General features: G+C 70.1%; 24 protein-coding genes. 13 read left to right on the top strand and 11 right to left on the bottom strand.

Annotation, left to right across the window (positions count from 1 at the left end):
- Positions 1–6: 6 nt before the first annotated feature.
- Complete coding sequence (locus OG371_RS23210; RefSeq protein ID WP_329072506.1) at positions 7–636, top strand: TetR/AcrR family transcriptional regulator; 630 nt, start codon at positions 7–9, stop codon at positions 634–636.
- Positions 637–808: 172 nt separating this feature from the next.
- On the opposite strand, the gene OG371_RS23205 is transcribed toward OG371_RS23210, so the two are convergent.
- Complete coding sequence (locus OG371_RS23205; RefSeq protein WP_329072504.1) at positions 809–1,729, bottom strand: LysR family transcriptional regulator; 921 nt, start codon at positions 1,727–1,729, stop codon at positions 809–811.
- A 152-nt stretch (positions 1,730–1,881) separates the two neighbouring features.
- Here OG371_RS23205 and OG371_RS23200 point away from each other — a divergent pair, with 152 nt between their 5' ends.
- The 5 genes from OG371_RS23200 to OG371_RS23180 all read left to right on the top strand — a co-directional run bounded on the left by OG371_RS23200 (position 1,882) and on the right by OG371_RS23180 (position 8,201).
- On the top strand, positions 1,882–3,162 hold the full coding sequence (locus tag OG371_RS23200; RefSeq protein WP_329072502.1) for an amino acid ABC transporter substrate-binding protein: 1,281 nt from the start codon (positions 1,882–1,884) through the stop codon (positions 3,160–3,162).
- Positions 3,159–4,040: a branched-chain amino acid ABC transporter permease gene (locus OG371_RS23195; RefSeq protein WP_329072500.1), complete on the top strand. Its 882-nt coding sequence runs from the start codon at positions 3,159–3,161 to the stop codon at positions 4,038–4,040. Before OG371_RS23200 ends, OG371_RS23195 begins: the two co-directional genes overlap by 4 nt.
- The gene (locus OG371_RS23190; RefSeq protein WP_329072498.1) at positions 4,037–5,842 is read left to right on the top strand and encodes a branched-chain amino acid ABC transporter ATP-binding protein/permease; all 1,806 of its coding nucleotides are present in this window, start codon (positions 4,037–4,039) and stop codon (positions 5,840–5,842) included. The genes OG371_RS23195 and OG371_RS23190 overlap by 4 nt, the downstream gene beginning before the upstream one ends.
- The gene (locus OG371_RS23185) at positions 5,839–6,618 is read left to right on the top strand and encodes an ABC transporter ATP-binding protein (RefSeq protein WP_329072496.1); all 780 of its coding nucleotides are present in this window, start codon (positions 5,839–5,841) and stop codon (positions 6,616–6,618) included. The genes OG371_RS23190 and OG371_RS23185 overlap by 4 nt, the downstream gene beginning before the upstream one ends.
- 167 nt (positions 6,619–6,785) lie before the next feature.
- Positions 6,786–8,201: a M1 family metallopeptidase gene (locus OG371_RS23180; RefSeq protein WP_329072494.1), complete on the top strand. Its 1,416-nt coding sequence runs from the start codon at positions 6,786–6,788 to the stop codon at positions 8,199–8,201.
- A gap of 53 nt (positions 8,202–8,254) precedes the next feature.
- Here OG371_RS23180 and OG371_RS23175 read toward each other — a convergent pair whose 3' ends face one another.
- Positions 8,255–9,004, bottom strand: coding sequence for an SDR family NAD(P)-dependent oxidoreductase (locus OG371_RS23175; protein WP_329072492.1), 750 nt, complete (start codon positions 9,002–9,004; stop codon positions 8,255–8,257).
- An 88-nt stretch (positions 9,005–9,092) separates the two neighbouring features.
- Here OG371_RS23175 and OG371_RS23170 point away from each other — a divergent pair, with 88 nt between their 5' ends.
- Positions 9,093–9,698 (top strand): TetR/AcrR family transcriptional regulator, encoded by a 606-nt coding sequence (locus OG371_RS23170; RefSeq protein WP_329072491.1) that lies wholly within the window; start codon positions 9,093–9,095, stop codon positions 9,696–9,698.
- A gap of 223 nt (positions 9,699–9,921) precedes the next feature.
- On the opposite strand, the gene OG371_RS23165 is transcribed toward OG371_RS23170, so the two are convergent.
- The 3 genes from OG371_RS23165 to OG371_RS23155 all read right to left on the bottom strand — a co-directional run bounded on the left by OG371_RS23165 (position 9,922) and on the right by OG371_RS23155 (position 11,497).
- Positions 9,922–10,440, bottom strand: a complete 519-nt coding sequence (locus OG371_RS23165; RefSeq protein WP_329072490.1) for a hypothetical protein — start codon at positions 10,438–10,440, stop codon at positions 9,922–9,924.
- Between the two features lie 21 nt (positions 10,441–10,461).
- Positions 10,462–10,881: a hypothetical protein gene (locus OG371_RS23160; protein WP_329072489.1), complete on the bottom strand. Its 420-nt coding sequence runs from the start codon at positions 10,879–10,881 to the stop codon at positions 10,462–10,464.
- A gap of 232 nt (positions 10,882–11,113) precedes the next feature.
- Positions 11,114–11,497, bottom strand: a complete 384-nt coding sequence (locus tag OG371_RS23155; RefSeq protein WP_329072488.1) for a hypothetical protein — start codon at positions 11,495–11,497, stop codon at positions 11,114–11,116.
- Positions 11,498–11,745: 248 nt separating this feature from the next.
- Between OG371_RS23155 and OG371_RS23150 the strand changes: the two genes are divergently transcribed.
- Positions 11,746–12,192, top strand: coding sequence for a hypothetical protein (locus tag OG371_RS23150; RefSeq protein ID WP_329072487.1), 447 nt, complete (start codon positions 11,746–11,748; stop codon positions 12,190–12,192).
- Positions 12,193–12,423: 231 nt separating this feature from the next.
- Here the strand turns inward: OG371_RS23150 and OG371_RS23145 are convergent, their stop codons facing one another.
- Both OG371_RS23145 and OG371_RS23140 read right to left on the bottom strand, forming a co-directional pair.
- Entirely contained in the window at positions 12,424–13,425 is a 1,002-nt protein-coding gene (locus OG371_RS23145) for a hypothetical protein (RefSeq protein ID WP_329072485.1), read from the bottom strand.
- A gap of 71 nt (positions 13,426–13,496) precedes the next feature.
- A complete protein-coding gene (locus OG371_RS23140; RefSeq protein WP_329072483.1) occupies positions 13,497–17,138 on the bottom strand; it encodes an nSTAND1 domain-containing NTPase in 3,642 nt (1,213 codons plus the stop codon).
- 189 nt (positions 17,139–17,327) lie between these two features.
- On the opposite strand from OG371_RS23140, the gene OG371_RS23135 reads away from it, so the two are divergent.
- Both OG371_RS23135 and OG371_RS23130 read left to right on the top strand, forming a co-directional pair.
- Positions 17,328–18,113 (top strand): ArsR/SmtB family transcription factor, encoded by a 786-nt coding sequence (locus OG371_RS23135; protein ID WP_329072481.1) that lies wholly within the window; start codon positions 17,328–17,330, stop codon positions 18,111–18,113.
- 79 nt (positions 18,114–18,192) lie between these two features.
- On the top strand, positions 18,193–18,360 hold the full coding sequence (locus tag OG371_RS23130) for a hypothetical protein (protein WP_329072479.1): 168 nt from the start codon (positions 18,193–18,195) through the stop codon (positions 18,358–18,360).
- Between the two features lie 45 nt (positions 18,361–18,405).
- Here the strand turns inward: OG371_RS23130 and OG371_RS23125 are convergent, their stop codons facing one another.
- Positions 18,406–19,254, bottom strand: coding sequence for an alpha/beta hydrolase (locus OG371_RS23125; RefSeq protein ID WP_329072477.1), 849 nt, complete (start codon positions 19,252–19,254; stop codon positions 18,406–18,408).
- Complete coding sequence (locus OG371_RS23120; RefSeq protein ID WP_329072475.1) at positions 19,251–20,477, bottom strand: metal-dependent hydrolase family protein; 1,227 nt, start codon at positions 20,475–20,477, stop codon at positions 19,251–19,253. Before OG371_RS23120 ends, OG371_RS23125 begins: the two co-directional genes overlap by 4 nt.
- Before the next feature lie 58 nt (positions 20,478–20,535).
- Between OG371_RS23120 and OG371_RS23115 the strand changes: the two genes are divergently transcribed.
- Entirely contained in the window at positions 20,536–21,102 is a 567-nt protein-coding gene (locus tag OG371_RS23115) for a TetR/AcrR family transcriptional regulator (protein ID WP_329072473.1), read from the top strand.
- A gap of 25 nt (positions 21,103–21,127) precedes the next feature.
- Positions 21,128–21,334 carry a hypothetical protein gene (locus OG371_RS23110; protein WP_329072472.1) on the top strand — a complete coding sequence of 69 codons (207 nt, stop codon included), beginning with the start codon at positions 21,128–21,130 and terminating at the stop codon, positions 21,332–21,334.
- A gap of 286 nt (positions 21,335–21,620) precedes the next feature.
- Here OG371_RS23110 and OG371_RS23105 read toward each other — a convergent pair whose 3' ends face one another.
- Together OG371_RS23105 and OG371_RS23100 are read right to left on the bottom strand one after the other, a co-directional pair.
- Complete coding sequence (locus OG371_RS23105; RefSeq protein WP_329072470.1) at positions 21,621–21,836, bottom strand: hypothetical protein; 216 nt, start codon at positions 21,834–21,836, stop codon at positions 21,621–21,623.
- A gap of 46 nt (positions 21,837–21,882) precedes the next feature.
- A complete protein-coding gene (locus OG371_RS23100; protein ID WP_329072468.1) occupies positions 21,883–22,803 on the bottom strand; it encodes a LysR family transcriptional regulator in 921 nt (306 codons plus the stop codon).
- A gap of 92 nt (positions 22,804–22,895) precedes the next feature.
- Here OG371_RS23100 and OG371_RS23095 point away from each other — a divergent pair, with 92 nt between their 5' ends.
- Complete coding sequence (locus tag OG371_RS23095) at positions 22,896–23,417, top strand: MBL fold metallo-hydrolase (protein WP_329072466.1); 522 nt, start codon at positions 22,896–22,898, stop codon at positions 23,415–23,417.
- Positions 23,418–23,438: the final 21 nt, after the last annotated feature.

The raw sequence follows: 23,438 nt of genomic DNA, 5'->3' as shown, positions 1-23,438 counted from the left end.
ATGGCCGTGAGGCGGACCCAGAAGGAGCGAAACGAGCAGTCGCGTCAGGCACTTCTGGAGGCGGGAAGCTCGCTGCTTCGCGAAGTGGGTTACGCCCGCACCTCGGTCGTCCAGATCACCCGGCGGGCAAATCGCGCACACGGCACGTTCTATCTCCACTTCGCCAACAAGCGCCAGCTGGTGTCGGTCCTTCTCGAAGACATGGCCGAAGAAGGCCGGCAACGCGCTCGAGAGATCTGGCGCATCACGCCCGGCGTCGAAGGACTCTGGATGACCCTGCGGGAGTTCTTCGCTCTCATCACCCCCGAGCGCAGCCTCTGGCTGTTGCTCGAAGAGGTCATCGCACTCGAGGAGGACGCGGCACCACTCCGGTCGAGGCTTCGGCACCTCTACGTCGAGCCGGTGCTACGAGGCCTCCAGGCGAATCCGGACGGTCGCGTCCCACAGGCGGCAAGCCTCGAACTGCTCGCCGACATACTCGTGTCGGCGGGCTTGTACTTCGCGCGCACCGGAACCCTTCCCGCCTCGCCTGATCTCACCGCGCTGCACCTGACCGTCGTCTGGCGCAATGCCATCGGGCAGCCGCTGACCGAGGCAGACCTGGCACACCTGCGAGGCATGTTCGCGACCGGATGATCACCGGTACGCCGGCTTGCTCGCCGCGAGCCGGACCCGCTGGTGAAAATGCACGTCGCCGTGGATGGCGCCGGCCTGACCACCTTCGCTGGGAAACGAGGGTGCGCATCAACCAGCGGTCCTCGGCTGCGAAGGCCTTTGCCGACCCGATTTCGCCCGTCGTCGTGGCCTGTCATGCGCCTTGGCCGGCCTCGGGCGGAAGCGCGCTGACCGCGCGGACGGCGGCGATCACCGCGGCGATGCGCGGCGAGAGGTGTTCGCCGTCGCGGACGATCACGACGTTGTGCCGCAAGGTGTCGACTCCGTCGATCGGGAGCCGGACCAGCTTGGCCTCGGTGCCGACGGGAGTCAGCTCCGGTGCGATCGTGATGCCCCAGCCGACGCCGGCCAGGCCGATCGCGGTGCCGATGTCGTTGACGGTCGCGGTCACCTTCGGCTGGAAACCCGCCGTGATGCACAAGCTCATCGTGAGCCGGCCGAGCGTGCTGTCCGGACAGACGATCCACGATTCGTCCCGCAGCTGCGCCATTGTGCAGCTGCGGCTGTTCGCCAGGGGGTGTCCCGCCGGAACGCAGAGGCGCAGCGGGTCGTTGCCGAGAACCCATTCGCGCAGGCCCGGTGCGGCCGGGGCCTGGGCGACGCCGTACCGCGACACGATGACCATGTCCAGCTGATCACGGCTCACCGCGTCGGCGCCTTCCTCGTCGGTGACAGCGGCGAGCCTGATCTCCATCTCGGCGAACCGGCGGCGGACCTCCGTCAGCGCGCGGCTCATGATGCGCGGGCCCTCGTGGAACGGCACGCCGACCCGCAGCAGCCCGGTGAGACCCGCGACAGCACTGGGCAGCGACGCCTCGGCGGAGCGCAACTCGACGAGGATGCGTTCGACGTGCTCGACGAGCATGCGTCCGGCGGGGGTCAGCGTGACATGGTTCCCGGTCCGGTCGACCAGTGCCGTACCCGTCTCGTTTTCCAGCGCCGTCAGCTGCTGCGAGACGGCGGAACGGGTGTACCGCAGGACGCGCCCGGCCGCGGCGATGGATCCCTCGGCCGCTATCGCGCGCAACGTGATGAGCTTGCGGACATCGAGCATCTGTCAATTCCCCTAACGCTCAGGGTCATCGATCGTAACGTCAGTTTACTTGTTTCGGCGCCTCGGCGTGCCTGTACTTGTCAGCAGCGCGTGCCCCGGTTCCGCCGAACACGCCGAGCACACCGACAACGAGGTCGCCAAGGAGTCGCGCGATGAGTGACGACCGCTATCCCCCAGGCACGCCGCTTCGAACCAGGTCCGTCGCCCACCGCCGCCGAGGGCGTGGCTCGTCCCGCGCCATCGCCATCGCGGCCACGACGGCGATAGCGCTCGCCGGCTGCGCCGCGACGGGGACGTCCGGCGGGCCGGGTTCGGGACCGCTCAACATCGGCATGTCCTTGCCGCTCACCGGTTCGGCCGCCGACGTGGCGAAGTCGGGATACCAGGGCTACAAGCTGTGGGCGGCGCAGGTCAACGCCGCCGGCGGCCTGCTGGGCCGCAACGTCCACCTCGACGTCCTCGACAACGGGTTCGATCCGAACCAGACCGGCACCGACTACACGCGGCTGATCAGCCAGAACAAGGACGACCTGCTCCTCGGCACGTTCTCGTCGCTGCTCAACGCACCGGCCTCGGCGATCGCCGCGCGCCAGCAGATGCTCTACATCGAACCGTCCGGGGGCGCGGCGTCCCTGTTCACCCGGGGTTTCACGAACCTGTTCTTCGCGCAGCCGGGGACGACGGAGAGCCTGCCCGACCTGTTCCTCGAGTGGTTCGGCTCGCTGCCCGCGGACCAGCGCCCGAAGACGGCCGCCTACCTCACCCAGGACGACCCGAGCGCGAGTCCGGCGATCGCGATCTTCAAGACCAGGCTCCAGGCGCTCGGCGTCACCCTCGTCTACGACCAGACCTACGACCCGAGCACGTCGAACTTCGACTCGATCGCCGCCGGGGTGGCGCACGCCCGGCCGGACATGGTCATCCAGGGCGCGGTGAGCAACGACGGCGCGCCTTTCGTCCGCTCGCTGGAAAAGCTGGACTTCAGCCCCAAGATCCTCTTCCAGACCAGGGCGCCGGCCGACGACACCTACCCGGGCGCGATCGGCGCGAAGAACACCGAAGGCGTGTTCACCGCCGAGGCGTGGAGCCCGAAGGCGGCCTATCCGGGCAACGCCGCCTTCGTTTCGGCGTACACGAAGATGTTCGGCAGCCCGCCCGACGAGGACGCGGCCAACTCCTACACCGCGGCCCAGGTGCTCGAGACGGCCGTCAAGGCGGTGGGCCGGATAGACCAGAAAGCTCTCGCCGACTGGCTTCACTCCCACAGCGTCGGCACCATCGTCGGGCCGTTGAAGTGGGACGCCACCGGCGTTCCGGTGGGCACCGCCATGCTCGCGCAGTGGCAGCAGGGCACCCTGCAGGTCGTCGCGCCGAAGTCGGCCGCCACCAGCAGCACGGTCGTCTACCCGAAGCCGGGCTGGTCCACCCGATGACCGAACTCGTCCAGACGCTGATCTTCGGGATCCTCATCGGCGGCGTGTACGCGCTGATGGCGACCGGGCTCACGCTCACCTTCGGCGTCATGAAGATCGTCAACATGGCGCAGGGCGCGTTCCTGATCGTGTCCACTTATCTGTGCTACGCGCTGTGGCAGCATTTCGGCCTCGACCCGATCCTCGCCGCCTTCCTGGTGATGGTCCCGATGGCCGCGCTCGGGCTCGTGGTCTACAAACTCGTCATCGAGCGGCTGGAGCGCATCGACCCGGGCCTGACCATCGTGGCCACGTTCGCGCTGGCGCTGATCGCGGAGGCGTTCCTGGCGCTGATCTGGGGACCCGACCAGAAGACGACCACCCCGGCGTACTTCAACCAGGCGATCCACCTCGGCCCGCTGGTGATCCCGCGCGCGCAGTTCTACGGCTGCCTGCTCGCGATCGTGATCACGGTGGTGCTGCAGGTGGCGATCAAGCGGACCTGGCTGGGTCGCGCGATCACGGCGGCGTCGGAGAACCCGGAGGGCGCCCGCCTAATCGGCGTCGAGCCCGCACGCGTCGGGGCGTGGATCTTCGCCATCGCCACCGGATCGACCGCGTTCGGCGGCGCCGCGCTGAGCTTCCTCTACCAGTTCACCCCGGACACGCAGGACTTCTGGCTCGGGCTGGCGTTGAGCGTGGTGATCGTCGGCGGGCTGGGCAGTGTCCCGGGGGCCTTCGCCGCCGGGCTGCTGCTCGGCCTGGCCGAAGCACTGACCACGACGTACGTCTCGGTGCGCTGGGCGACCGCCGTGCCCACGTTGCTGATCCTCGTCGTACTGACCATCCGCCCGCAGGGCCTCTTCACCCGGACGACCCGGCAGGACGCCGGCTCATGACTTCTCCCGCTCCCACTTGGCGCCGCTACGCGTGGATACCGGTCGCGCTCGCCGCGCTGATCGGCTTTCCGCTGGTATCAGGCGATCTCTACTACCAGAACCTGCTGATCATGACGTTCATGCTCGCCATCGGCGCCAGCGGCTGGAACATCATGGGCGGCTACGCGGGGTACCTGTCGCTGGGCAACAGCGCCTTCATCGGGCTGGGCGCGTACACCACGGGCATCCTGGCCGCCAAGGCCGGCATCTCGCCGTTTCTCGGCTGCTTCGCCGGCGGTCTGGTGTGCGCGATCGGCGCCGCGCTGCTCAGCCTGGTCACGCGGCGCACCCGGGGCATGTACTTCGTGATCGTGACCTTCGCGACGATGCAGCTGCTGGGCGTGGTGGCCACGACCTGGTCCGGCCTGACGGGCGGCAGCCAGGGCCTGGCGCTGCCGCTGCCGACGTGGAGTCTGTCCTATCAGGACTGGCCGTTCTACTACCCGATGCTCGGCCTGCTGGTGGCGACCGTCGCCGTGTCCGCCTGGGTGCGGCGCAGCAAGCTGGGCCTCGGCCTGTTCGCGATCCGAGACGACGAGGACAAGGCCGCGGGACTCGGCCTGCGGACCGCGCTGTACAAGATGATCGCGTTCGTGCTCGGCGGCACCTTCGTCGGCATCGCCGGGGGCATCTACGCCTACTACGTGACTTTCCTGAACACCGCGGCCGTTTTCGACATCATCACGAGCGTGCTGATCGTCCTCGCGGTGCTGCTCGGCGGCCGGGGCACGCTGTGGGGACCCGTCCTCGGCGCGTTCATCGTCGCGCCGATCAGCAACTTCACGAGCACCGGCCTCGGCGGGGCCGACGCCGGCGCCGTCCGGCTGCTGCTGTTCGGCGGTCTGCTCGGCGCGGTCGCCCTCTTCCTTCCCCGCGGTGTCCTGCCGGTCGTCGAGTCCTGGTTCCGCCGCCTGTTCGCGCGCGGCGCGGGACGTTCCCCGACGGTCGCCGGCCAGTCGCCGACGGCGGACTCGCCGGCCGGGCGCGGCACTGATTCGCCCGAGGCACTCGTGGTGCGGGGTCTGCGCAAGTCGTTCGGCGGCCTCCGTGCGGTCGACGGTGTCGACCTGGATCTCGCGGGCGCGCAGATCACCGGCCTGATCGGCCCCAACGGCTCGGGCAAGACGACGCTGTTCAACCTCATCGACGGCACTGTCCCCAGCCGCGAGGGCACCATCACCGTCGGCGGCCGCCGGCTCGAACGGACGGGGCGCCCGGGGCGCGCGCACGCGGGACTCGCCCGCACCTACCAGCTCCCCCGGCTGTTCGCCGGGCTCACCGTGGTCGAAAACCTCGTCGTTCCCGAACGGCGGTTCGCCTTCGGCCGGCTCTGGACCAGACGCGTCACCGCGGCCGAGCGCGCACGGGCGCTGGCCGTGCTCGACGAGCTCGGACTCGCCGCCTACGCCGACGAAAGCCCGGCCGGGCTGAGCTACGGGCAACGGAAACTGGTCGAGCTGGCGCAGGTGCTCTGGCTGGATCCGGTCCTGGTCATGCTGGACGAGCCCGCCGCGGGCATCAGCCCGGCGCTCTCCGCGCGGCTCGCGGACATGGTCCGGTCCCTGCGCGGGCGCGGGGCCAGCGTGCTGCTGGTCGAGCACGACCTGGCGTTCATCGCGGACCTCTGCGGGCAGGTTTACGTCATGTCGCGTGGTGCCGTCATCGCGCACGGCTCGGTCGCCGACGTCAGCGCGGAGCAGCCCGTCATCGACGCCTATCTCGGCGACTCCCTCGTCCCGGCAGCCGCGGAAGGCCTCGCATGATTCACCTCGACGGGCTGTGGGCCGGCTACGGCGGTCTGGACATCCTCCGCGGTGTCGAGCTGAGTGTGGATCAGGGCTCGATCACCTGCGTCGTCGGCCCGAACGGGGCGGGCAAGTCGACGGTGCTGAAGACGATCAGCGGACTGCTCCGGCCTCGGCGCGGTTCGATCGTCATCGACGGCGTCGACCTCGGTGGCAAACCGCCGGCGACGATCCTGCGGGCCGGCGTGGTCCAGGTCCCGCAGAAGAACGCGCTGTTCGCGAAGCTGACCGTGCGGGACAACGTGCTGATGGGCGGCTACACCCAGCGCAGGCGGCGTAAGCACCTCGAGCAGCGGTACGACCAGTTGGCGGAACAGTTCCCGATCCTGGCCGAACGGCCGACCGCCCCGGCCGGTTCCCTGTCCGGCGGCCAGCGGCGCACCGTCGAATTCGCTCGTGCGATGCTGCTCGAGCCGAAAGTGGTGCTGCTGGACGAACCCACGCTCGGCCTCGACCCCCTGAGCCTCGCGATCATCCGCGACAGCGTGCGAGCCCTGCACGCCTCCGGCGTCACCGTGCTGATGGTCGAACAGAACGTGCGGTTCGGCCTGGCGCTGGCCGACCGGGCCACGGTGATGAGCGCGGGCCGGGTGGTGCTCACCGGCACCGCCGAGGAGATCCGGGACAAGCCGGATCTGATGGACGTGTTCTTCGGCGCCGCGCGGCACGGTGACTCCGGTGCCCAGGGGGACCGGCCGGATCGCGAATCCGCCGTCCCCGGGCGAACGCCCTAGCCGGCAAGGGAAACACAGGTGCGCAGTGCGCTTCGCCGAGCTGAGCCGTATTCCCGCCTCCAGCGCCCGTGCGGTCGAGCCCCGGTTCGTCGGCCGCCGCAACAGGGTTGATCCGGGTGTCGGGTCGGTCCTAGTCTTCAGCGTCGATGACCTGCCGAGGAGGACCAATGCGAGGCGCCAACCGTAGACGTGGCCACCTGGTGATCATCTCCTGTGCGCTGGCCGCCGGATTGGTGGCGGCGACGAGCCCGGCAGCGGAGGCGGCACCGCGGTACTCCCCCGGCGCGCCAGGCGCCGGGGATCCATATTTTCCCGACATGGGCAACGGCGGCTACGACGTCGGCCACTACGACATCCGGCTGGCGTTCAGCCCCGCAACCGGGGCGATCGACGCGACCACCACGATTCTCGCCACGGCCACCCAGGACCTGTCCCGCTTCGACCTGGATTTCCAGGGACCGCTGACGATCAGCAAGCTCTCGGTGAACGGCCGCAACGCCGCCTTCACCCGTAGCGGCGCCCAGGAGCTGGTGATCACGCCGCCGTCCGGTCTGCGGAAGGGCAGCCCGTTCGTCGTCTCGGTGAGCTACGCCGGCGTCCCGCAGAAGATCGACGACCCGGCACTGGGCCTGTCCGGCTGGGTCGCCACCAAGGACGGCGCGGTCGCGCTCAACCAGCCGATCGGCGCGGCCACCTACTTCCCGGTGAACGACACCACCGACGACAAGGCGACCTACACCCAGACCATCACCGTCCCGGCCGGGCTCACCGTGCTGGCCAACGGCGAACCCGGGCCCACCACCACGCACGATGGCCAGACCACCTTCCGCTGGAGCATGAACCGGCCGATGTCCAGCGAGCTGAGCATGCTCACGATCGGCGACTACAACGTCACCCGCGGCGTGGCGGCCGGCGGTCTGCCGAACATCACCGCGATCGGCCAGTCGATCGACACCAAACCCGGGCAGGGCAAGGTGTTCAACCAGACCACGGCGCAGGTCGTCCAGTGGGAGTCCTCGATGTACGGGCAGTACCCGTTCGACTCGACCGGCGGCATCCTCGCCGACGTCAACGTCGGCTACGCCCTCGAGACCCAAAGCCGCCCGGTCTACGACCAGAGCACCAGCGCCGTCGACGGCGACCTGCTCGCCCACGAACTCGGCCACCAGTGGTTCGGCGACAGCCTCACTCCGGTGCACTGGTCGGACATCTGGCTCAACGAAGGCTTCGCGACCTACTCGGAATGGCTCTACCAGGAGAAGTTCAACAACATCCCGGTGCAACAGACCTTCGAGAAGGCTTACGCCGACGAGAAGGACTGGACCGGCGCCGTCGCCGACCCCGGACGCGATCACATCTTCGACGACCTGGTCTACAACCGCGGCGCGATGGCACTGCAGGCGCTGCGCCTGAAGATCGGCGACCGCGACTTCTTCCGGGTTCTCGCGCAGTGGCCGACGGCTCACCGATACGGCAATGTCTCGACGCAGCAGTTCATCCAGTTCGTCGAGCGCCTGACCAACCGCAACCTCGACTCGTTCTTCCAGACCTGGCTCTACCAGCCGGGCCAGCCGACGCTCTGACTGTGTGATGGTGCCGCCAGGGCGTGTTTCCCGAGCGGCACCGTCCACATAGGTCAGGCTTGGGATTCGCCGCCGTCGACGAACAGTTCGGTGCCGGTGACGAACTTCGCCTGGGGCGAGGCCAGGAAGAGCACCGCGTCGGCGATCTCGGCGGGTTGCCCGAGCCGGCCGAGCGGGACGCGGCGGGCTTCGGCGTCCAGCAACGCGCGGGCCTCGACCGGATCGGCCGCCAGACCGGCGAGCCCGGGGGTTTCGGTCGGTCCCGGCGTGACCGTGTTGACCCGGACACCACGCTCGGCGAGTTCGATCGCCCACACGCGACTGAACTGGCGGATGGCCGCCTTGCTCGCCGAATAGACGCCGAACGCCGCGGTCGCCCTCGAAGCCGAGGTCGATCCGGTGATCACCACCGCCGCGTCGGGGTTGAGCAGGGGAAGCGCTTTCTGCACCGTGAAGACGGTGCCGCGGACGTTGATTCCGAAGGTGTGGTCGAAGTCTTCGGGCTTGAGTTCTTCCAGCGTGGCGAACGTGCCGCCGCCGGCGTTCGCCACGACGATGTCGAGACCGTCGCCGCGTTCGGCGATCGCGGCGTAAACCCGGTCCAGGTCGTCGAGGTTCGAGACGTCACCGCGGATACCGGTGACCTGGTCGCCGAGTTCGTCGACGAGCGTCTGGAGTTGCGGTTGCTGCCGCCCGGTCACGAAGACGTGCGCGCCCTCGCCCGCCAGTCGGGTCGCGACCGCGCGCCCGATCCCGGACGTGCCGCCGGTGACGAGGGCGGTCTTCGAATCCAGCTGTGCCATGTCGGCTCCTTGGCTCCCGAGTTATTGACTGTATGGTCCACAATACGGTTATGGACGAGAAAGTCAAAAAAGGTGTAGGGTCGCCGTCATGGCCAGGCCGAGGAAGTTCGCCGAGGACGAGGTGGTCGCCTCGGCCGGCGAGACCTTCGCGCGCAACGGCTACGGCGGGACCACGATCGACGACCTGACGAAGGCGACCGGGCTCGGCAAACAGAGCCTGTACAACACTTTCGGCGGCAAGCGCGGGCTGTTCATGAAGGCACTGCTGGCGAGCACCGCCGATGCCATCGCCGCCGTCGACGAGGCGTTGTCCGGCCCCGATGCCACGCCGCTGGAGCGGATCAAGGCGCAGATGCTGAAGGTCGCCATCGTGCTGAGCGACGACGACCGGCAGGGCTCGTTGTTCACCAAGGCCACCGTCGAGCTGGGGCACCGCGACACCGACGTCGCCGCGTCCGCGCTCGACGGATTCACCCGGCTCGAAGGGATCTACCGCCACTGCGTCATCGACGCCCAGCACAGCGGCGAGATCGCCGCCGACGCCGACCCGCACGCCCTCGCGGCGTACTTCGTCGCCGTCACCCGGGGGATGGAAGTGGTCGCCGCCGCCGGGGTCGGCCGCGCCGAGCTGACCACGATCGCCACGACCTCACTGGCGGCGCTGCCGCTGGCCGGGCGCACCGGATCCGCGTGATCCGGCGGTCCTGGCATGGAAACCGTTCCTGTCCATCGGCGTCGTCCATGCCGACGACACGAACCTGCGGTACCCCCACAACGCCGGCCTGTTCGCCGATCGTTACGGATCCTCGCGCCGGCGATGGCTGCGCGAGGGACTCGTACCGGAGCTGCGCGCGTGGGGCTTCAACACTCTCGGGTGGACCTCGGAGCTACCGTCCACATGAGACTCTGACGGCCGGTCATCCGTTGGCGGATGTGCCCGTGGACGAGGTGCGCGTCAGGGAGAAAGTCGTGCAGGCGGTTCCGCCGGATACCGCGGCCACGGTGCCGCTGAGTGTCTGGGTGGTGCCGGAGCCGGTGAGGGAGCCGTTCAGGTTGACGCCGCCGTAGCCGGCCGGCTGGGTGGTGAATGCCTGCCAGGTCAGGATCAGGCGTCCGGCCGTGTACGTCCCCCGTTGAGTGCCGCGGCCGGACGGGACGCCCGGATTCGCGGCCACCGCGTAGAAGTCGAACTCGGCGTCGAGGCCGGCGTCGTTTCCTTGGGCCTGCGCGATGTCGAGTGTGAGACCGGTCAGGCCTTGCTGACAGGTGTAGGTGCCCTTCCAGATCCCGAGCACACTGCTCGGCGGGGAGGTCGGCGCGGCGGGGGACGATGGGGGCGGCAGATGCGGCGAAGGGGAATTCGCCGGAGAAGCGCCGGAGCACGCGCTGAGCACCGAAGCCAAAACGACGGCGCCCGCGAAACAGGTTTTCTTCATCAATCCGGCCTTCGTGCTGTCTCAGCCGTTGGCGGTGCCGGGACAGCCGGAGTTGTCGACTGCCGCGAAGAACTGGGTGAAGTCGACCTGCGCCTCCGCGGCTCCGTATTTGGCGGTGAGGGCCGTGAGGACGTCCTGGCGAGTGGGAGCAGACCCGACCTGGACGGTCACGACCTTCATCGCGTCGGCGTAGGCCATGGTCTTGGCGATTGCCGGCCCAGTGCAGGCGTCGGCCCCAGCGCCGGGTGTTGCCTCGAAACTGCTGAGCTGATCGCTTGACCAGGCGCCGGGACCACCGGGACCCACTGCGGTTCCGGGCTGCTGGGCAGGTGCCGCGGGCGCCGGAGTGGCGGCGCCTCCGCATGCGGTGAGCGAGATGGCGAGGGCGGCTACGGTCGCCGCGAGCACTCCCACCTTGGTTGCCATACCCGTGAACTGCATGATTCCTCTTTGGGCAGAGAGTTACTCACGAACCGCAGGCAATCGTGTCGCGACTACCTGCGGAACGCAAAAAGAATGGCCGTCCTGAATAGGCCTCCAGCCAAATTGGGCTATGCGTACTCGTCGTACCGCCTATGACGCAGCCGACCACTTGACCGTTACCGGCTGAAGCCCCGTGGCCGCAACCGTTACCAAAGTCGCCCTCCGGCTCGCCGGCGGCAGGCGCGCGGGGTTACTGGTGCCAGCCGATGTTGATGTCGGCGTCGAACTTGCCCATGGTCGCGACGACCTGGACGGTGCCGCCGTCGGTGTGGCAGGTGATGGTCCCGGCCCGGTGGCCGCTGGTCATGTCGAGGTTCGCCACGCAGTCGTTGTTGTACAGCAGCCACACCTGGCCGGTGTCCGCCGGTCCGCCGCCGACGTGTTGTGCGGTGATGTCGTAGTCGACGTAGATCGTGCCGGCCGCGGCCTGCCATTCACCGGTTACGCACTGGGTCGTGTTCGGACAGTACTGGTACACCGAATCCGCCGGGGCCGCCGAGGCGGCGCCGGGAAGCACGGCCAGCGCGAGCCCGGCCACCGCGGCACCCGCCAGCATCGTTCGTTTCCTGTTCATTACCTCTCCCCTGTTCGTCGTGGTCGAACTCGATCCTCCAGCCAGGACCACGGCCGCGACAAAGGTTTCGACGTCGATGAAAAGGGTTGCCGCGCCCACTGCGGGACACCAGGATTGGCCTTGCTGCAAAAACCGTCATCTCACCTCTCGATCAACGAGAACTGTTCTCGTGCCCGCGTTCGCGACGACCGGAACCTGCTCTTCGCGACGCGGTTTTGCTGTGCCCTCAGGGAATCATTGGAGTATTGGTGACCATTTCGACCGAATCGAACTCGAGTTCCATCAAGAGAAAACTGCTGCCCACGCTGGGCAAGGGTGCCGCCGTGCTGGCGGCGGCCACGCTCGGCTTCGGCATCGTGGCCGGCCCGGCGTCCGCGGCCCCGGCCGCCCCCGCGTACCCGGACTGCGGCGGCACCTTCGACCACGGCTACCTCGGCGGCCCGCCCGACAACGACGACAACTTCGGCGTCCGGATCGAGTACCACAACGTCGGCGCCTGGATCGGCTCGCAGGTCGGCGACGCCGTCGTCACCAGCGCGGCCGGCCGGTCGCACGTCTACTCGGTCGACCCCAACGGCACGTATTTCGTCGCCGACTTCAACCTCGGGGAAACCGGGATGGCGACCCTCGCCCTGTTCCGGGGAGACGGCCCGCACGTGTGCTCGACCAGCTTCGCCATCGGCGTCGTCGGCTGACTAACGGCAGTGAACCGGGCCGGGTGCGACACGAGAGTCGCACCCGGCCTGACTGTTTCCCCAGTGGACAATTCCCCAGTGGGCACAGTGGACAATGCTTCCGCACAAGTGAAATGCGACCGGGTGTACTGGACGCCCGGGCCCGGACGGACATCACGTCCGCCCAGGCCCGGGCGACACCCCCTTGAGTTCCGGGTGGCCCACCCGGAAGTGCTGAAAAACGCGGCGGGCTCAGAAGCCCTTGGCGAGGTAGTTGCCGAAGTCCACCGGAGGCGCGACGTCGACGTCGCTGCAGGTGCGCTGGCGGGTCAGCGGCCACTGGGTCAGGTAGAACACGACCTGGCCGGTGTCGTGGATCGCGCGGGCGATCCCGTCGGCGGCCTCGCTGTCGTTGTAGTAGCCCTCGCCGATGATCCAGCCCTGGTCGTAGCCGTCGCCCGCCAGCTGGTTGTGGGCGTCGACGAACTGGCTGTACTCGTCCCCGTTGCCCCCGGCGACGTCGCCGTAGAGGTGGATGTCGAAGACGTTGGGCACGTTCCCGCCGTAGACGGCCGGGATCTGGCGGGCGCGGTCGGCGATCCACACGGTCATCGAGAAGCCGACGGTGTCGGCCTTGCCGTGGGCGGCGGTGTAGTCGGCCCAGAGGCGGTGGGTGTACTGGATCGGCATGGTCTGCCCGGTCATCGGCATGCCCTCGTTGAGCAGGTCCAGCAGGTACGGCACCCCCGAGGCCCGCACGATCGGGCGGACGGTCTCGATCACCGACCGGTCCTCCTGGTACTGCGCCTCGTTCCAGCTGGTCCAGTCCCCCGGGTTGGCCACGCCGAGCGGGAAGAAGGCGACCTCGATCTCCTGGAAGCCGGCGGCCTTCACCGCGGCGAGCAGGTCCGCGAGGTTCTTGCGGTTCTTCGCCGAAAGCGTCCCGCCGGTCGAGTCCATCACCGTGCCGGAGTCCGGGCTGTGCTGGTAGAACACCGGGATCCGCAGCCGCCGCTGGCCCGCCGCGTACAGCTGCTCCAGCTGGGCCTTGATCACGTCGGGCGCCTTGTCGTAGCTGTTCACCACCCCGTAGGGCTCCCGGTCGCAGACGCCCGGAGCGTCGTGGTCGACCTGGTAGAAGGCGTAGTCCGAGCCGCCGCGCCCGGTGGTCACCGGCGTGCCCGCGGCCGCGGGACCGGGGCAGGCACTGCTCAGTGCGGCCAGGGCCAGGCCCAGCGCGAGGCGGCGTTTCATGCCGTCATCTTCGCAACCGCTTCCGTTGCGCGCCAAGCTGTTCGAGCCCGCTTTGAAAGCTTCCGGCCGCCTCAGGGGCAGAGCCGGCGATACGGCAGGTCGGTGACGTACTGGGCCCACTGGTCCGCCGACAGCGGCGGGCTGGCCAGCGCGCAGATCCGGTCGGCGACCTCCGCCGCGTCCACCGTCCACAGGCGCGTGGTGTGGTCCTCGCCGGCGGTCGCGATCTGCGCGCCGTCCGGACTGAAGGCCACTCCGGTCACCTGTTTGACATGGCCGGGCAGCACGGCCAGGGCCAGCGGCTTCCCGCGGTCGGTCACGTCCCAGACCTGGGCGGTGCCGTCCTCGTCGGCGGTGGCGACCAGCCGCCCGTCCGGGCTGAAGGCCATCGTGATGGGCACCGAGGAGGCGGTCAGGCTCGAGAGCTGGCTCGGCCGCGCCGGATCCGCGAGGTCCATCAGGTGCACGGTGTGGTCCTCCGACGCCGTGGCCAGCGTCCGGCCGTCCGGGCTGAACGCCACGCTGGTGACGGCGTTGCTGTGGTCGCCGAGCTGGGCCAGGGGCCGGGGAGCGCGCAGATCCGAGACGTCCCAGACCCGGCTGCTGTAGTCGTCGCTGCCGGTCACGAGCAGCCGGCCGTCCGGGCTGAACGCGAGGCCGTTGATCGCGTTGGTGTGCCCGGTCAGCGAGGGAAGGGGGACGATCCGCGCCGGGTCGGTGGTGTCCCACAGCCGCACGACGGAGTCCGATCCGGTCGCGGCGAGCACCCGTCCGTCACCCCGGTAGGCCAGCGTGTACACCTTCGGCGAGCCGCTCGTCGTGGCCGTCACGCGGGGCGCGGCCGGGTCCGAGACGTCCCAGAGCCGGATCGTCCCGTCGTCCGCGCCGGCGGCCAGCACCCGGCCGCGCGGATCGTAGGCGAGCGCGTTGATCTGGCTGTCCCCGGCGGCGAGCACACCGACGGTGTGCAGGTCCGTGCTCGACCACAGGTGCACCCGGCCGTCCTCCGAACCGACGGCGAACTGCGGCCGGTGCGGGTCGTAGGCCACGGTCGTGGCGCCGTCCGGTTCGACCAGCACGGGCGGCGGCAGGTGCCAGAGCCACAGGCCACCGAGGTCGTCGCCGGTCGCCAGCGACCGGCCGTCCGGGGAGAACGCGGCCATGCGCGCGGGCGCGGGCTCCGACAGCGTGGTCAGGGGCGTCCCGTCCGCGGAGTTCCACAACCGCACCGTCTGGTCGTCGCTCGCGGTGGCGACCGTCCGCCCGTCCGGGCTGAACGCCAGTCCCTCGATCGCGTTCGCGTGCCCGGTCAGCGTCGCCTTGGCGACCGGGTGGCCCGGATCGGTGACCGTCCACAGGTCGACGGTGCGGTCGTCGCTGCCGAACCCGAGCGTCGTGCCGTCCGGGCTGAACGCGGCGGCGCGGATCGGCGCGGTGCGGACGGACAGCGATTCGGGGCGCGGGGCCGGCCCCGACAGATCCCAGAGCCGGCCCGTCAGGTCGTCGCCCCCGCTCGCCAGGAGCGGAGCTTTCGGGGCGAACGCCAGGCTCCGGATGGTCTTGCCCGCGGTCACGAGCGTGGCGAGGCGCACTGGCCGCGCGGGATCGGCCACGTTCCACAGGTCGATCCCGCCGTCGTCGTGGCCGACGGCCAATCGCGCCCCGGCCGGGTCGAGTGCCAGCGCAGTGGGCTGCCCGGCGCCCGGCAGGCTCGCGAGCAGCGCGGGGTGGTCGATCGACCGCGTCGACCAGAGCCGGGTCGCGTCGGGCTCGTCGGCGGTGGCCAGCAGCCCGGGGCCTGCGGCGAACGCCAGCGAGGTGACCGTTTCGGTCCCGGCCCGGACCACCGCGTGCGCGACCGGGGTGCCCGGTCCGGAGACGTCGAAGAAGCGGGTGGTGCCGTCGAGCCCGGTCGTGATCATCGTGCGGCCGGCGTCGTCGAAGGCCAGTCCGGTGATCGTGCCCGGGTGCGGTTTGAACCGCGTCACGTAGGTCGTGCCGGACGCGCTGAGCAGGCTGCCTCGCGCCTCCGCGGTGTCGGCGACGCGGTACGCGGCGAGGCTGAGCTGGGTGGCCAGCGAAGGATCGTTCTGCCGCAGCTGGTTCGCCTCGGTGGCCAGCTGCCGGGAGACGGCGATGTCGCGCTGGTGATTCGCGGCGTTGCCCTGGTACACCGCGATGGTGGTGGCCACCGCGGCGAGCACCATCAGCACCGCCAGGCCCGCCACCAGCAGCCGAAGCCGGCGGGTGTGCCGCCTTTCCTTGCGCGTCACCGTTTCCTGCAGTGCCTCGCTCGCCTCGAGGAAGGCGCGTTCCACCGTGTTGAGCCGGTTTTCGTGCCGGCGCGCCCAATCCGAGGCGAACGCCAGGCGCGGGCCCCGGTAGAGCAGGCTGGGATCGCGCTCTTCGGCCGCCCAGGCCTCGGTCGCCTCGGCGAGCTGCTGGTGCACGCGCAGCCCGGCGCGGTCGGCGTCGATCCAGCCGCGCAGGCGGGGCCAGGCGTGCAGCAGCGCGTCGTGGGTGATGGTCACGGTGTCGGCGTCGACGGTCAGCAGCCGTTCGGAAGCCAGCTCTTCCAGCGCCGCCCCGGTTTCGGCGGGCCGCAGGTGCAGCAGGGACTGGCGCTGGGCCGGACGGCGGGTGTCCTGCTCGTGATCGCCGACGTTCACCAGGCGCAGGAGCAGGGCGTGGGCGGCGTCGCGCTCGCCGGGTTCCAGCACGCCGTACGCCTTCTCGGCGGTGGAGGCGACGGCGTGCTCGATCCGGCCCGTGCGCCGGTAGCCGGCCACGGTCAGGACGGTGCCTTCGAGCTCTTCCCAGGTCGCCCGCAGGGCGTGGGACAGCAGGGGAAGCGCGCCCGCCGTGCTGGACCCGACGTCGGCGAGCAGCAGCTCGATCAGTCCGGGCTCCAGGGTCAGCCCGGCGGCTTCGGCCGGCTTCTCGATCGCCGACCGCAGCTGCGGCTCGGACATCGGCCCCACCGTGACCTGGTTCAGCTCCAGGGCCTCGAGCAGCTCGGGATGGGCGAGGCACTGGCCGTAGAAGTCGGCGCGCAGGGTCAGCACCACCAGCGCGCCCTCCTCGGCGGCCTTCCGGGTGAGCAGGCCGATGAACTCGCGCCGCTCCGGCTCGCTCTCGCACAGGGTGAACAGTTCTTCGAACTGGTCGACGAAGATCACGACGCGCTCGGCCTCGCCGTCCAGCCCGGCTTCGTGCCGTCGCAGCTCGGCGACGGGGGACTCGGTCGGCGTCAGCACCACGACCGGCCAGGCCGCCGACCCGGGCAGGTGGTCGCGGGCGAGCGCGGGAAGCAGCCCCGCCCGTACGAGCGAGGACTTGCCGACCCCGGACGGGCCGACCACGACCACCGGCCGCCGGTTGCCGAGCGCGTCGGCGACCCGGGCCAGGACGTCACCGGTCGCCTCTTCGCGGCCGAAGAACCAGTCCGCGTCGCCCGAGCTGAAGGTGGTGAGGCCGAGGTACGGGCACACCGGCCGTTGCTCGGCGGCGGCCAGTTCGATCAGCAGGCCGCGGGCGCCGAGTGCTTCGTCGAGCCGGGCCGCCAGGTCGGGCAGCGCGGGCTTGGCGCCGGTCTCGATCTTGCTCAGATAGCCCTTGCTGTAGAACGTCAGGCTCGCGAGCCCGGTGAGCGAGATCCCTCGCTCCGCGCGGATGCGACGCAGCTCCGCCCCGAACGCCGAAGACTCGGCCATGAGGTCTCTCCTGGTCAGCGGGTGTTTCCCGGCTTCGGCTGAGAACAGGCGACGGCTGATTCGACCCCATCCCGCCGAGTGCCGGTCATGATCGAAGCCGAGCCGGGATCAGGGTACTGCGGCCGCCGCCCGCGCCGGCCCGGCATCAACCCCCAGGACCGGGATCACCGTACGAGGAGTGAACGAGCCATGCGCGTCCACCTGTCCGCCACCGATCTGGAGAACGTCACTCTCGCCGACGGCCTCGCTCCGCGGTGCGAAGCGGCGATGAGCCTGCGGATGCTCGCCCGGGGCGAGGTGCCGGCCGCGTTCGAGGGCTGGCGCCGGCAGCTGAGGATCCCCGAGCCGGCGGTGCGAGAACTGGCCGCCCGGACGCACTCGGCACCCGGGTGGTCCGGCGAGTTGAAGGCCTACTTCGACGAGGCGATCTCGCCGTACTGGCCGGAGATCGAGCGGCGGGCCAAGGAGGACCGGACCGTCCGGTCGGCCACCCTGCTGACCGGCGGCCTGGGCGCGCTGCTGTCCGGACTGCACCCGGACGTGCGGTGGCGGCGCCCGGTGCTGGAGCTGCCCGGCGACCGCGACGTCCGCTCGGCCGGCCGCGGGCTCCGGCTGGCCCCCTCGTTCTTCTGCCAGGACGGCCCGCAGCTGAGCACAGACGCCGACGAGCGGCTCGTGCTGCTCTACCCGATCGCTCCGGGCGAGAAATGGGCCGCCCGCCCGCGGTCCGGCGCACCCGGCGTCCACGCCTCGCTCCGGGCCCTGCTCGGGCCGACCCGCGCCCAGGTCCTGGCCGCCGCGGTGCACGGCAGCACCACCACGGAACTCGGCAACCACGCGGGCATCTCCGTGGCCTCGGCGAGCTACCACGCTTCGATCCTCCGGCAGGCGGGCCTGGTCGAGACCCGGCGCTGCGGCACCGCTGTCCGCCACACCCTCACCGCCCTCGGCACGACGCTTCTGACGCCCGCCTGAATCAGGCCGGTTTCCTCAATCGTGGCAAGGGAAAGTCCCGATCGGCCATCGGCTTCCAGCTCTGCCCTCGATGGTGGTGATGGGGCTGGGGCTTGGCGGCCGGGGGCGGCGCGCCACCGGCAGCGGCCTCGACCTCGCCGACCTGCAGGCGGGCAACGCGATGCCGGTCCCGGCCGGGACTGCCGTGCTGCTGGGCGCAGCCTGCGGATTGCTGGCCAAACGCCGGCAGGCGCGGCTCCTTCAGTGATGCGTCGGCCGGGGCCGTGGCACGCGCCTCGGCCGGCGCTCACGGTCAGCGGGCACGGCAGGTCCGGAGGTAGCTGAGGAACGAGGCCTGCAAGCCGGTCACGTGGGTTTCGCGCAGGACCGCACTGGTGACGTCGCGTGAAGTGAGGCGGTGCAGGAGATTCGCCGTGTTCTTCGCGAGGTTTTGGTAGATGGCCAGGTCTCCGAGCAGCTCTTGCTCGTTGACCGTCACGTGGAGTTTGGCGGCGTACTGGTCCTCCCCCATCGCTTCGAGCTGGGCGAAAACCTGGCTGTCCGGGCTGGCGACGCCGGGGCTGCCCGCGCCGATGGTCTCGAAGAGCGGGTTGCCGGTGAGCCAGGTGTAGAGGCTGAAGAGCCCGCCGTAGGAGTAGCCGAACAGGCCGTGGCCGCTCGCGGCAGTGCCGTAGTCGCGTTCGATTCGCGGGTGCAGGTCGGTGGTGAGGAAGTCCAGGAATGCGTCGGCGTGGGTTTCGCGTAGTTCGGCGAGGTAGGCGTCGGCTGCTTCGCGGGTCATCGTGCCCGCTTCGAGGCCCATCTCCACGGCGTCGACGAACTCGGGGGCGATGGGCTCGCCGGGTGGCACGAGGTCCCGGTTGCGCAGCCGCGCCCAGTGCTGCGCTTCCTCGCCCGCATAGCCGACGCTGACTTGGAGGTAGGGCTGGATCTTCTGCATCGGGTCCAGCTGGGTGACGATGAGCGGAGCCGTCTGGCCGACGGCCCAGTTGCCGTCGAGCACATACACGGCGGGCGCCGGCGTCGTGGCGGGGTCGTAGCCCGGTGGCGTGGTGACCCAGACGCCGTAGTCGCGCCCGGCGCCGGAGCGGATCTCGAAGTAGTCGGTGTCGGCAAGGCAGCCGTGCCACATGGCGCTCATCGCAGGTCCTTCACAATGCGTCCGGCCTGGACGACGACGGCGGCGTTCGCGGGGTCGGCGAAAAGCTTCGGATTCTCCAGCGGATTTCCCTTCCAGAGCACAAAATCTGCCTGCAGTCCGGGCGCGATGACCCCCACCTGGCCGGACAGACCGAGGATCTCGGCGTTGGTCTTCGTGGCCGCCACGAGCGCGTCCATCGGCGTCTCGAGCTCCGCGCGCAACTTGAGTTCCTCGCCTCGACGGGCCTGCGCCGGGCCGATGAGATCGGAGCCCAGCCCGATCCGCACCCCGGCTTCCTTGGCAGCATGGAGCGCCGAGACCATCCGCTCACGAACGCCCAGCACCCGATCGCGCGTCGACTCGCCGAGGCCGGCTCCGGCGGTGTCGTGCAGCAGCTGCTCGACGACCGCGAACGTGGGCACCAGGGCGACGTCGCGAGCGGCCATCAGGGCGGCCGTGGACTCGTCGAGGTCACTGCCGTGCTCGACGCAGCGCACCCCGGCCTCGACCGCGTTCCGGATGCCTTCGTTGTTGTGGGCGTGCACGGTGACGTAGGTGCCCCGCGCCGCGGCTTCTTGGACCGCGACGGCGATCTCGTCCACAGTGAACTGGGTGTCGCTCAGCCGGTCGTGCGCGCCGACCACCCCGCCGGTCACGCAGAGCTTCAGGAAGGAAGCCCCGCGGCGAAACGCCTCGCGCACGTTGCCCCGCAGCTCGTCCGCGTTGCCCGCCATCATCGACAGCGCGCACAGGCCCGGAATGTGGTGGCTGCTCCACAGCTCGGTCGGTTCCCAGTCGGCCCCGTAGTAGCCGTGCCCGCCGGTCTGGCATTGCACCGGCCCGCACGACAGCACCCGCGGTCCCCGAACCTTGCCCTTGGCGATCGTGGTGACCACGCCGCCGTCGATCCCGCCGGTGTCGCGGACGGTCGTGAAGCCGGCATCCAGCGCCGAGCCGGCCGTGGCGAAGATGTCCGCCGCGATCTCGGCGGCGCTGAGCTGGAACGAGAACTGCGGCTGGATCGGGCTCGACAACCCGAGGTGGACGTGGGCGTCGATCAGGCCGGGCGTCATCGTCAGTCCCCCGGCGTTCAGGCGCTCACCGGGCGCATCGGAGGCGCCGAGCCGGGCGATCCGCCCGTCTTCGACCGTGACGTCGAGGTCGACGGGATCGCGACCCGACCCGTCGGCGACCGACGCGCCGACCACCTGAAACCATCCCACGAGCCGTTCCCTCCACCGCTGCCGTCAACTATTCTTTTCCAATGGATAAACTGTGGGAGTGATCCTGTCAAGCTCGGAACGCAAGGGCGACGCCCGCGAGCGCCTGCTGGCCCGGCTCCTCGACGCCTTCGACGAGGCCCTTCCCTCGCCGGAGGTGTCGCTCCGCGAGATCGCCGCCCGGGCCGAGACCAGCCACGCCCTGCTGCGGTACCACTTCGGGTCGCTCTCGGGGGTCTTGGCCGCCATGCTCGAAGCCCAGCGATCCCGTGACAACAAGGCGCTTTTCAAGACCGCCGAACAGGGCACCTTCGACGACCTCGTCAGGGCGATCTGGCGGGCCTACACCCGTCCCGAACAGCTCTCGCGGATCCGTGGCTTCTTCCACGTCGTCGGGCTGGCCGCGTACCGCCCGGAGGACTTTCGCGAGTTCATCGACTCGCTCGACGACCTGACGAAGATGCTGGCCTCGCTCGCGGAACGCGAAGGGTTCGGCGCCAAGGAAGCGCTGACGATGGCCACTGTCGCCGTCGCCGCGATTCGTGGGCTGCTCCTCCAGGAAGTCCTGACTCCCGGCGTCCATTCGGAGGACGCGGTCGCGTTGATCCTGCGCATGCGCAAGGGCTGACCGGTCACCGCGGCTGGCCCAACCAGTGGTTGAGGGACTCGGCCAGGCCTCGATCGTCGTGGTCCGGGGAGGACCGGAGGGCCCGCCGGTCCGCGAAATCTGGACCAAGGCGACGGCCGGCACGCACGTCCGGGCCGCCGCCTATCGCGCCAGGCAGAGTGCGTCCCCCGCCGAGTGGCGGGTCTTCCTGGAGACCGGCATCTTCACCGCCGACGCCGCGGACAAGCGCTGAGCGGCCTGGGTTTCACCCGGCGACCAAGTCGAACTCGTTGCCCTCGGGATCACGGAAAGTGGTCCAGCGAGCGGCGCCGGCTTCGACCTCGGTCACCCGGGTGCAGCGATGCAGGCCGGCTCGGTGTGGCGGATGACGCTTCCGCTGCACTCAGCGCAGCGGAAGCGTCATCCGCTGCCCGCAGCAACCACGAGACCAGCTTCTCAAACGGGCTGGACTCAGCCGCCAGGCGGCCCTGGTTGTCAACGAGAACAACGACATCATCCGCCCGACCATCAACTCGTGATCACAGATTGTCGCCGGGTGCTCGGCGCTTCTTTTCGCGCCTGTTCAGATACACAAAGGACTCGATCCGGATGAAGTAGAAGACCGCGAAGGATACCCACGCCCAGCGAAAGTCGCCGGCGATCAGGCCCCACGCGATGAATCCGGCTACGGCAGTACGACCGACGCCCAGTGGATCCGCTTCTTGAGCGGATCTTCGATCCATTTCATCCCACACGCCCGATCAGGTGCCTTGGGTGACGCAGAGCTCCAACACTGTCCAATCAGGACACCTCCGCCGGCCGGTGCGGATCCTCGGCCGGAAGCCAGGCGGTGGGGGCGTCCAGGCCGAGGGAGCCGACGCCGCGGGTCAGGGCGTCGACGGTGGCTTGGACGGCGGGGCGGGCCTCGGCTCGGCGTGAGACCAGGGACCAGGTCCAGAACGGCGACGGGGCGACGATCGGGCGCTGCGACAGGTCCGGGGGCAGCGGCGTGGTCTGACCCTTCGGCGAGTTGACCACCGGGCGGCCCAGCCGGCGCACGTGGTCGAAAAACGCCGGGCCGGTGATGCCGCCGTCGTCGATGCGGACGACGCGCGCGCCGGTGTCGCGGGCGAACTCCTCGGCGTACACGTTCCACGATTCCCAGCTGACCGTGTCGGCGTCGACGAGCACAACGGTGTCCTTGGCGCGGACCTCGGCGGTGCCGGCGCCGATCGCGTAGAGGCGGTCCGCGCCGATCAGCCGCGCTCGCAGGTCGTACTCCGCCAGGTCGCCCGTCCGCACCCAGCAGATCGCCAGGTCGATGGTGTGCTCGGCGACCCGCCTCGCCTGCGCGTGCGACGGCAGGACCCAAGTGTCCACGTGCACCTGCGCCACCCCGGACACCCGCGCGAGCAGGTCCGCGGGCCGCCAGTTGACGTAACCGAGCCGCACCGGCTCGCTCGCGGCCATGCCCGACGCGGACCGGGCCAGCTCGTCCGCCTGCGCCAGCAGCGCCCGGGTCTTCGGCAGCAGCGCCGCGCCGTATTCGGTGAGGGTGACCGAGCGGCGGTCGCGGTCGAACAGGCGCACGCCGAGATCCCGTTCCAGCGCCTTGATCTGCTGGGACAGGGAGGGCCCGGCGATCAGCAGCCGGCTGGCCGCCCGGCCGAAGTTCAGCTCCTCGGCGACGGCCACGAAGTAGCGAAGCTGACGCAGCTCCATGCCCGCAGCTTAGCGCGGTAGGAGGCTGGGCCTATCACCAGAGAGCCAGCCGGTCGTGGCGGACGACCCCCGGCCCGGCCCACGATCGAGCCATGCGGAGCACAACAACGGTACGGCTGATCGGCGGCCCCACCCTGGTGATCGGGGTCGGCGGCCTGCGGCTGCTGACCGACCCGGCCGACGGCCGACCCGGCCCGATCGGCGCCGGCCCGATCGACGTGGTGCTCCTGTCCCGCGACACACAGGACGGCCACGAGCTGCTGGCGCAGGTGCCGCTCGTGCTGACCACCTCGGTCTGCACCGAGCGGCTCGGCCGGTCCGCCCGGGCGCTGCCGCCGTGGTACCACCTCAGCCTGCCCCGCCCCGACGGCGGCGAGCTGCGGATCACCGGCGTCCCGGCGCAGCCCGGGCCCGGCGAGGTCACCGGCTTCGTGCTGTCCGGTGTGGACACTCCGGCCATCTACCTCAGCGGCGGCACCGTCTCCCCTGACGTCGCCGAAGCGGTGGCGCAACGCTGTCCGCAGATCGACATCGCCGTGCTGCCCGCGGACGGCGCCCTCACCGGTGACCAAGCCGCCGCGATCCTGGGCTCGCCCACCGTCATCCTCACCTGATTCGCGAAACCCTCTGCAGGA

The sequence above is a fragment of the Amycolatopsis sp. NBC_01480 genome, assembly GCF_036227205.1.
Lineage (GTDB): Bacteria > Actinomycetota > Actinomycetes > Mycobacteriales > Pseudonocardiaceae > Amycolatopsis.
The sequence above is the reverse complement of the archived record's forward strand: the minus strand, read 5'-3'. Positions and strand labels throughout refer to the sequence as shown.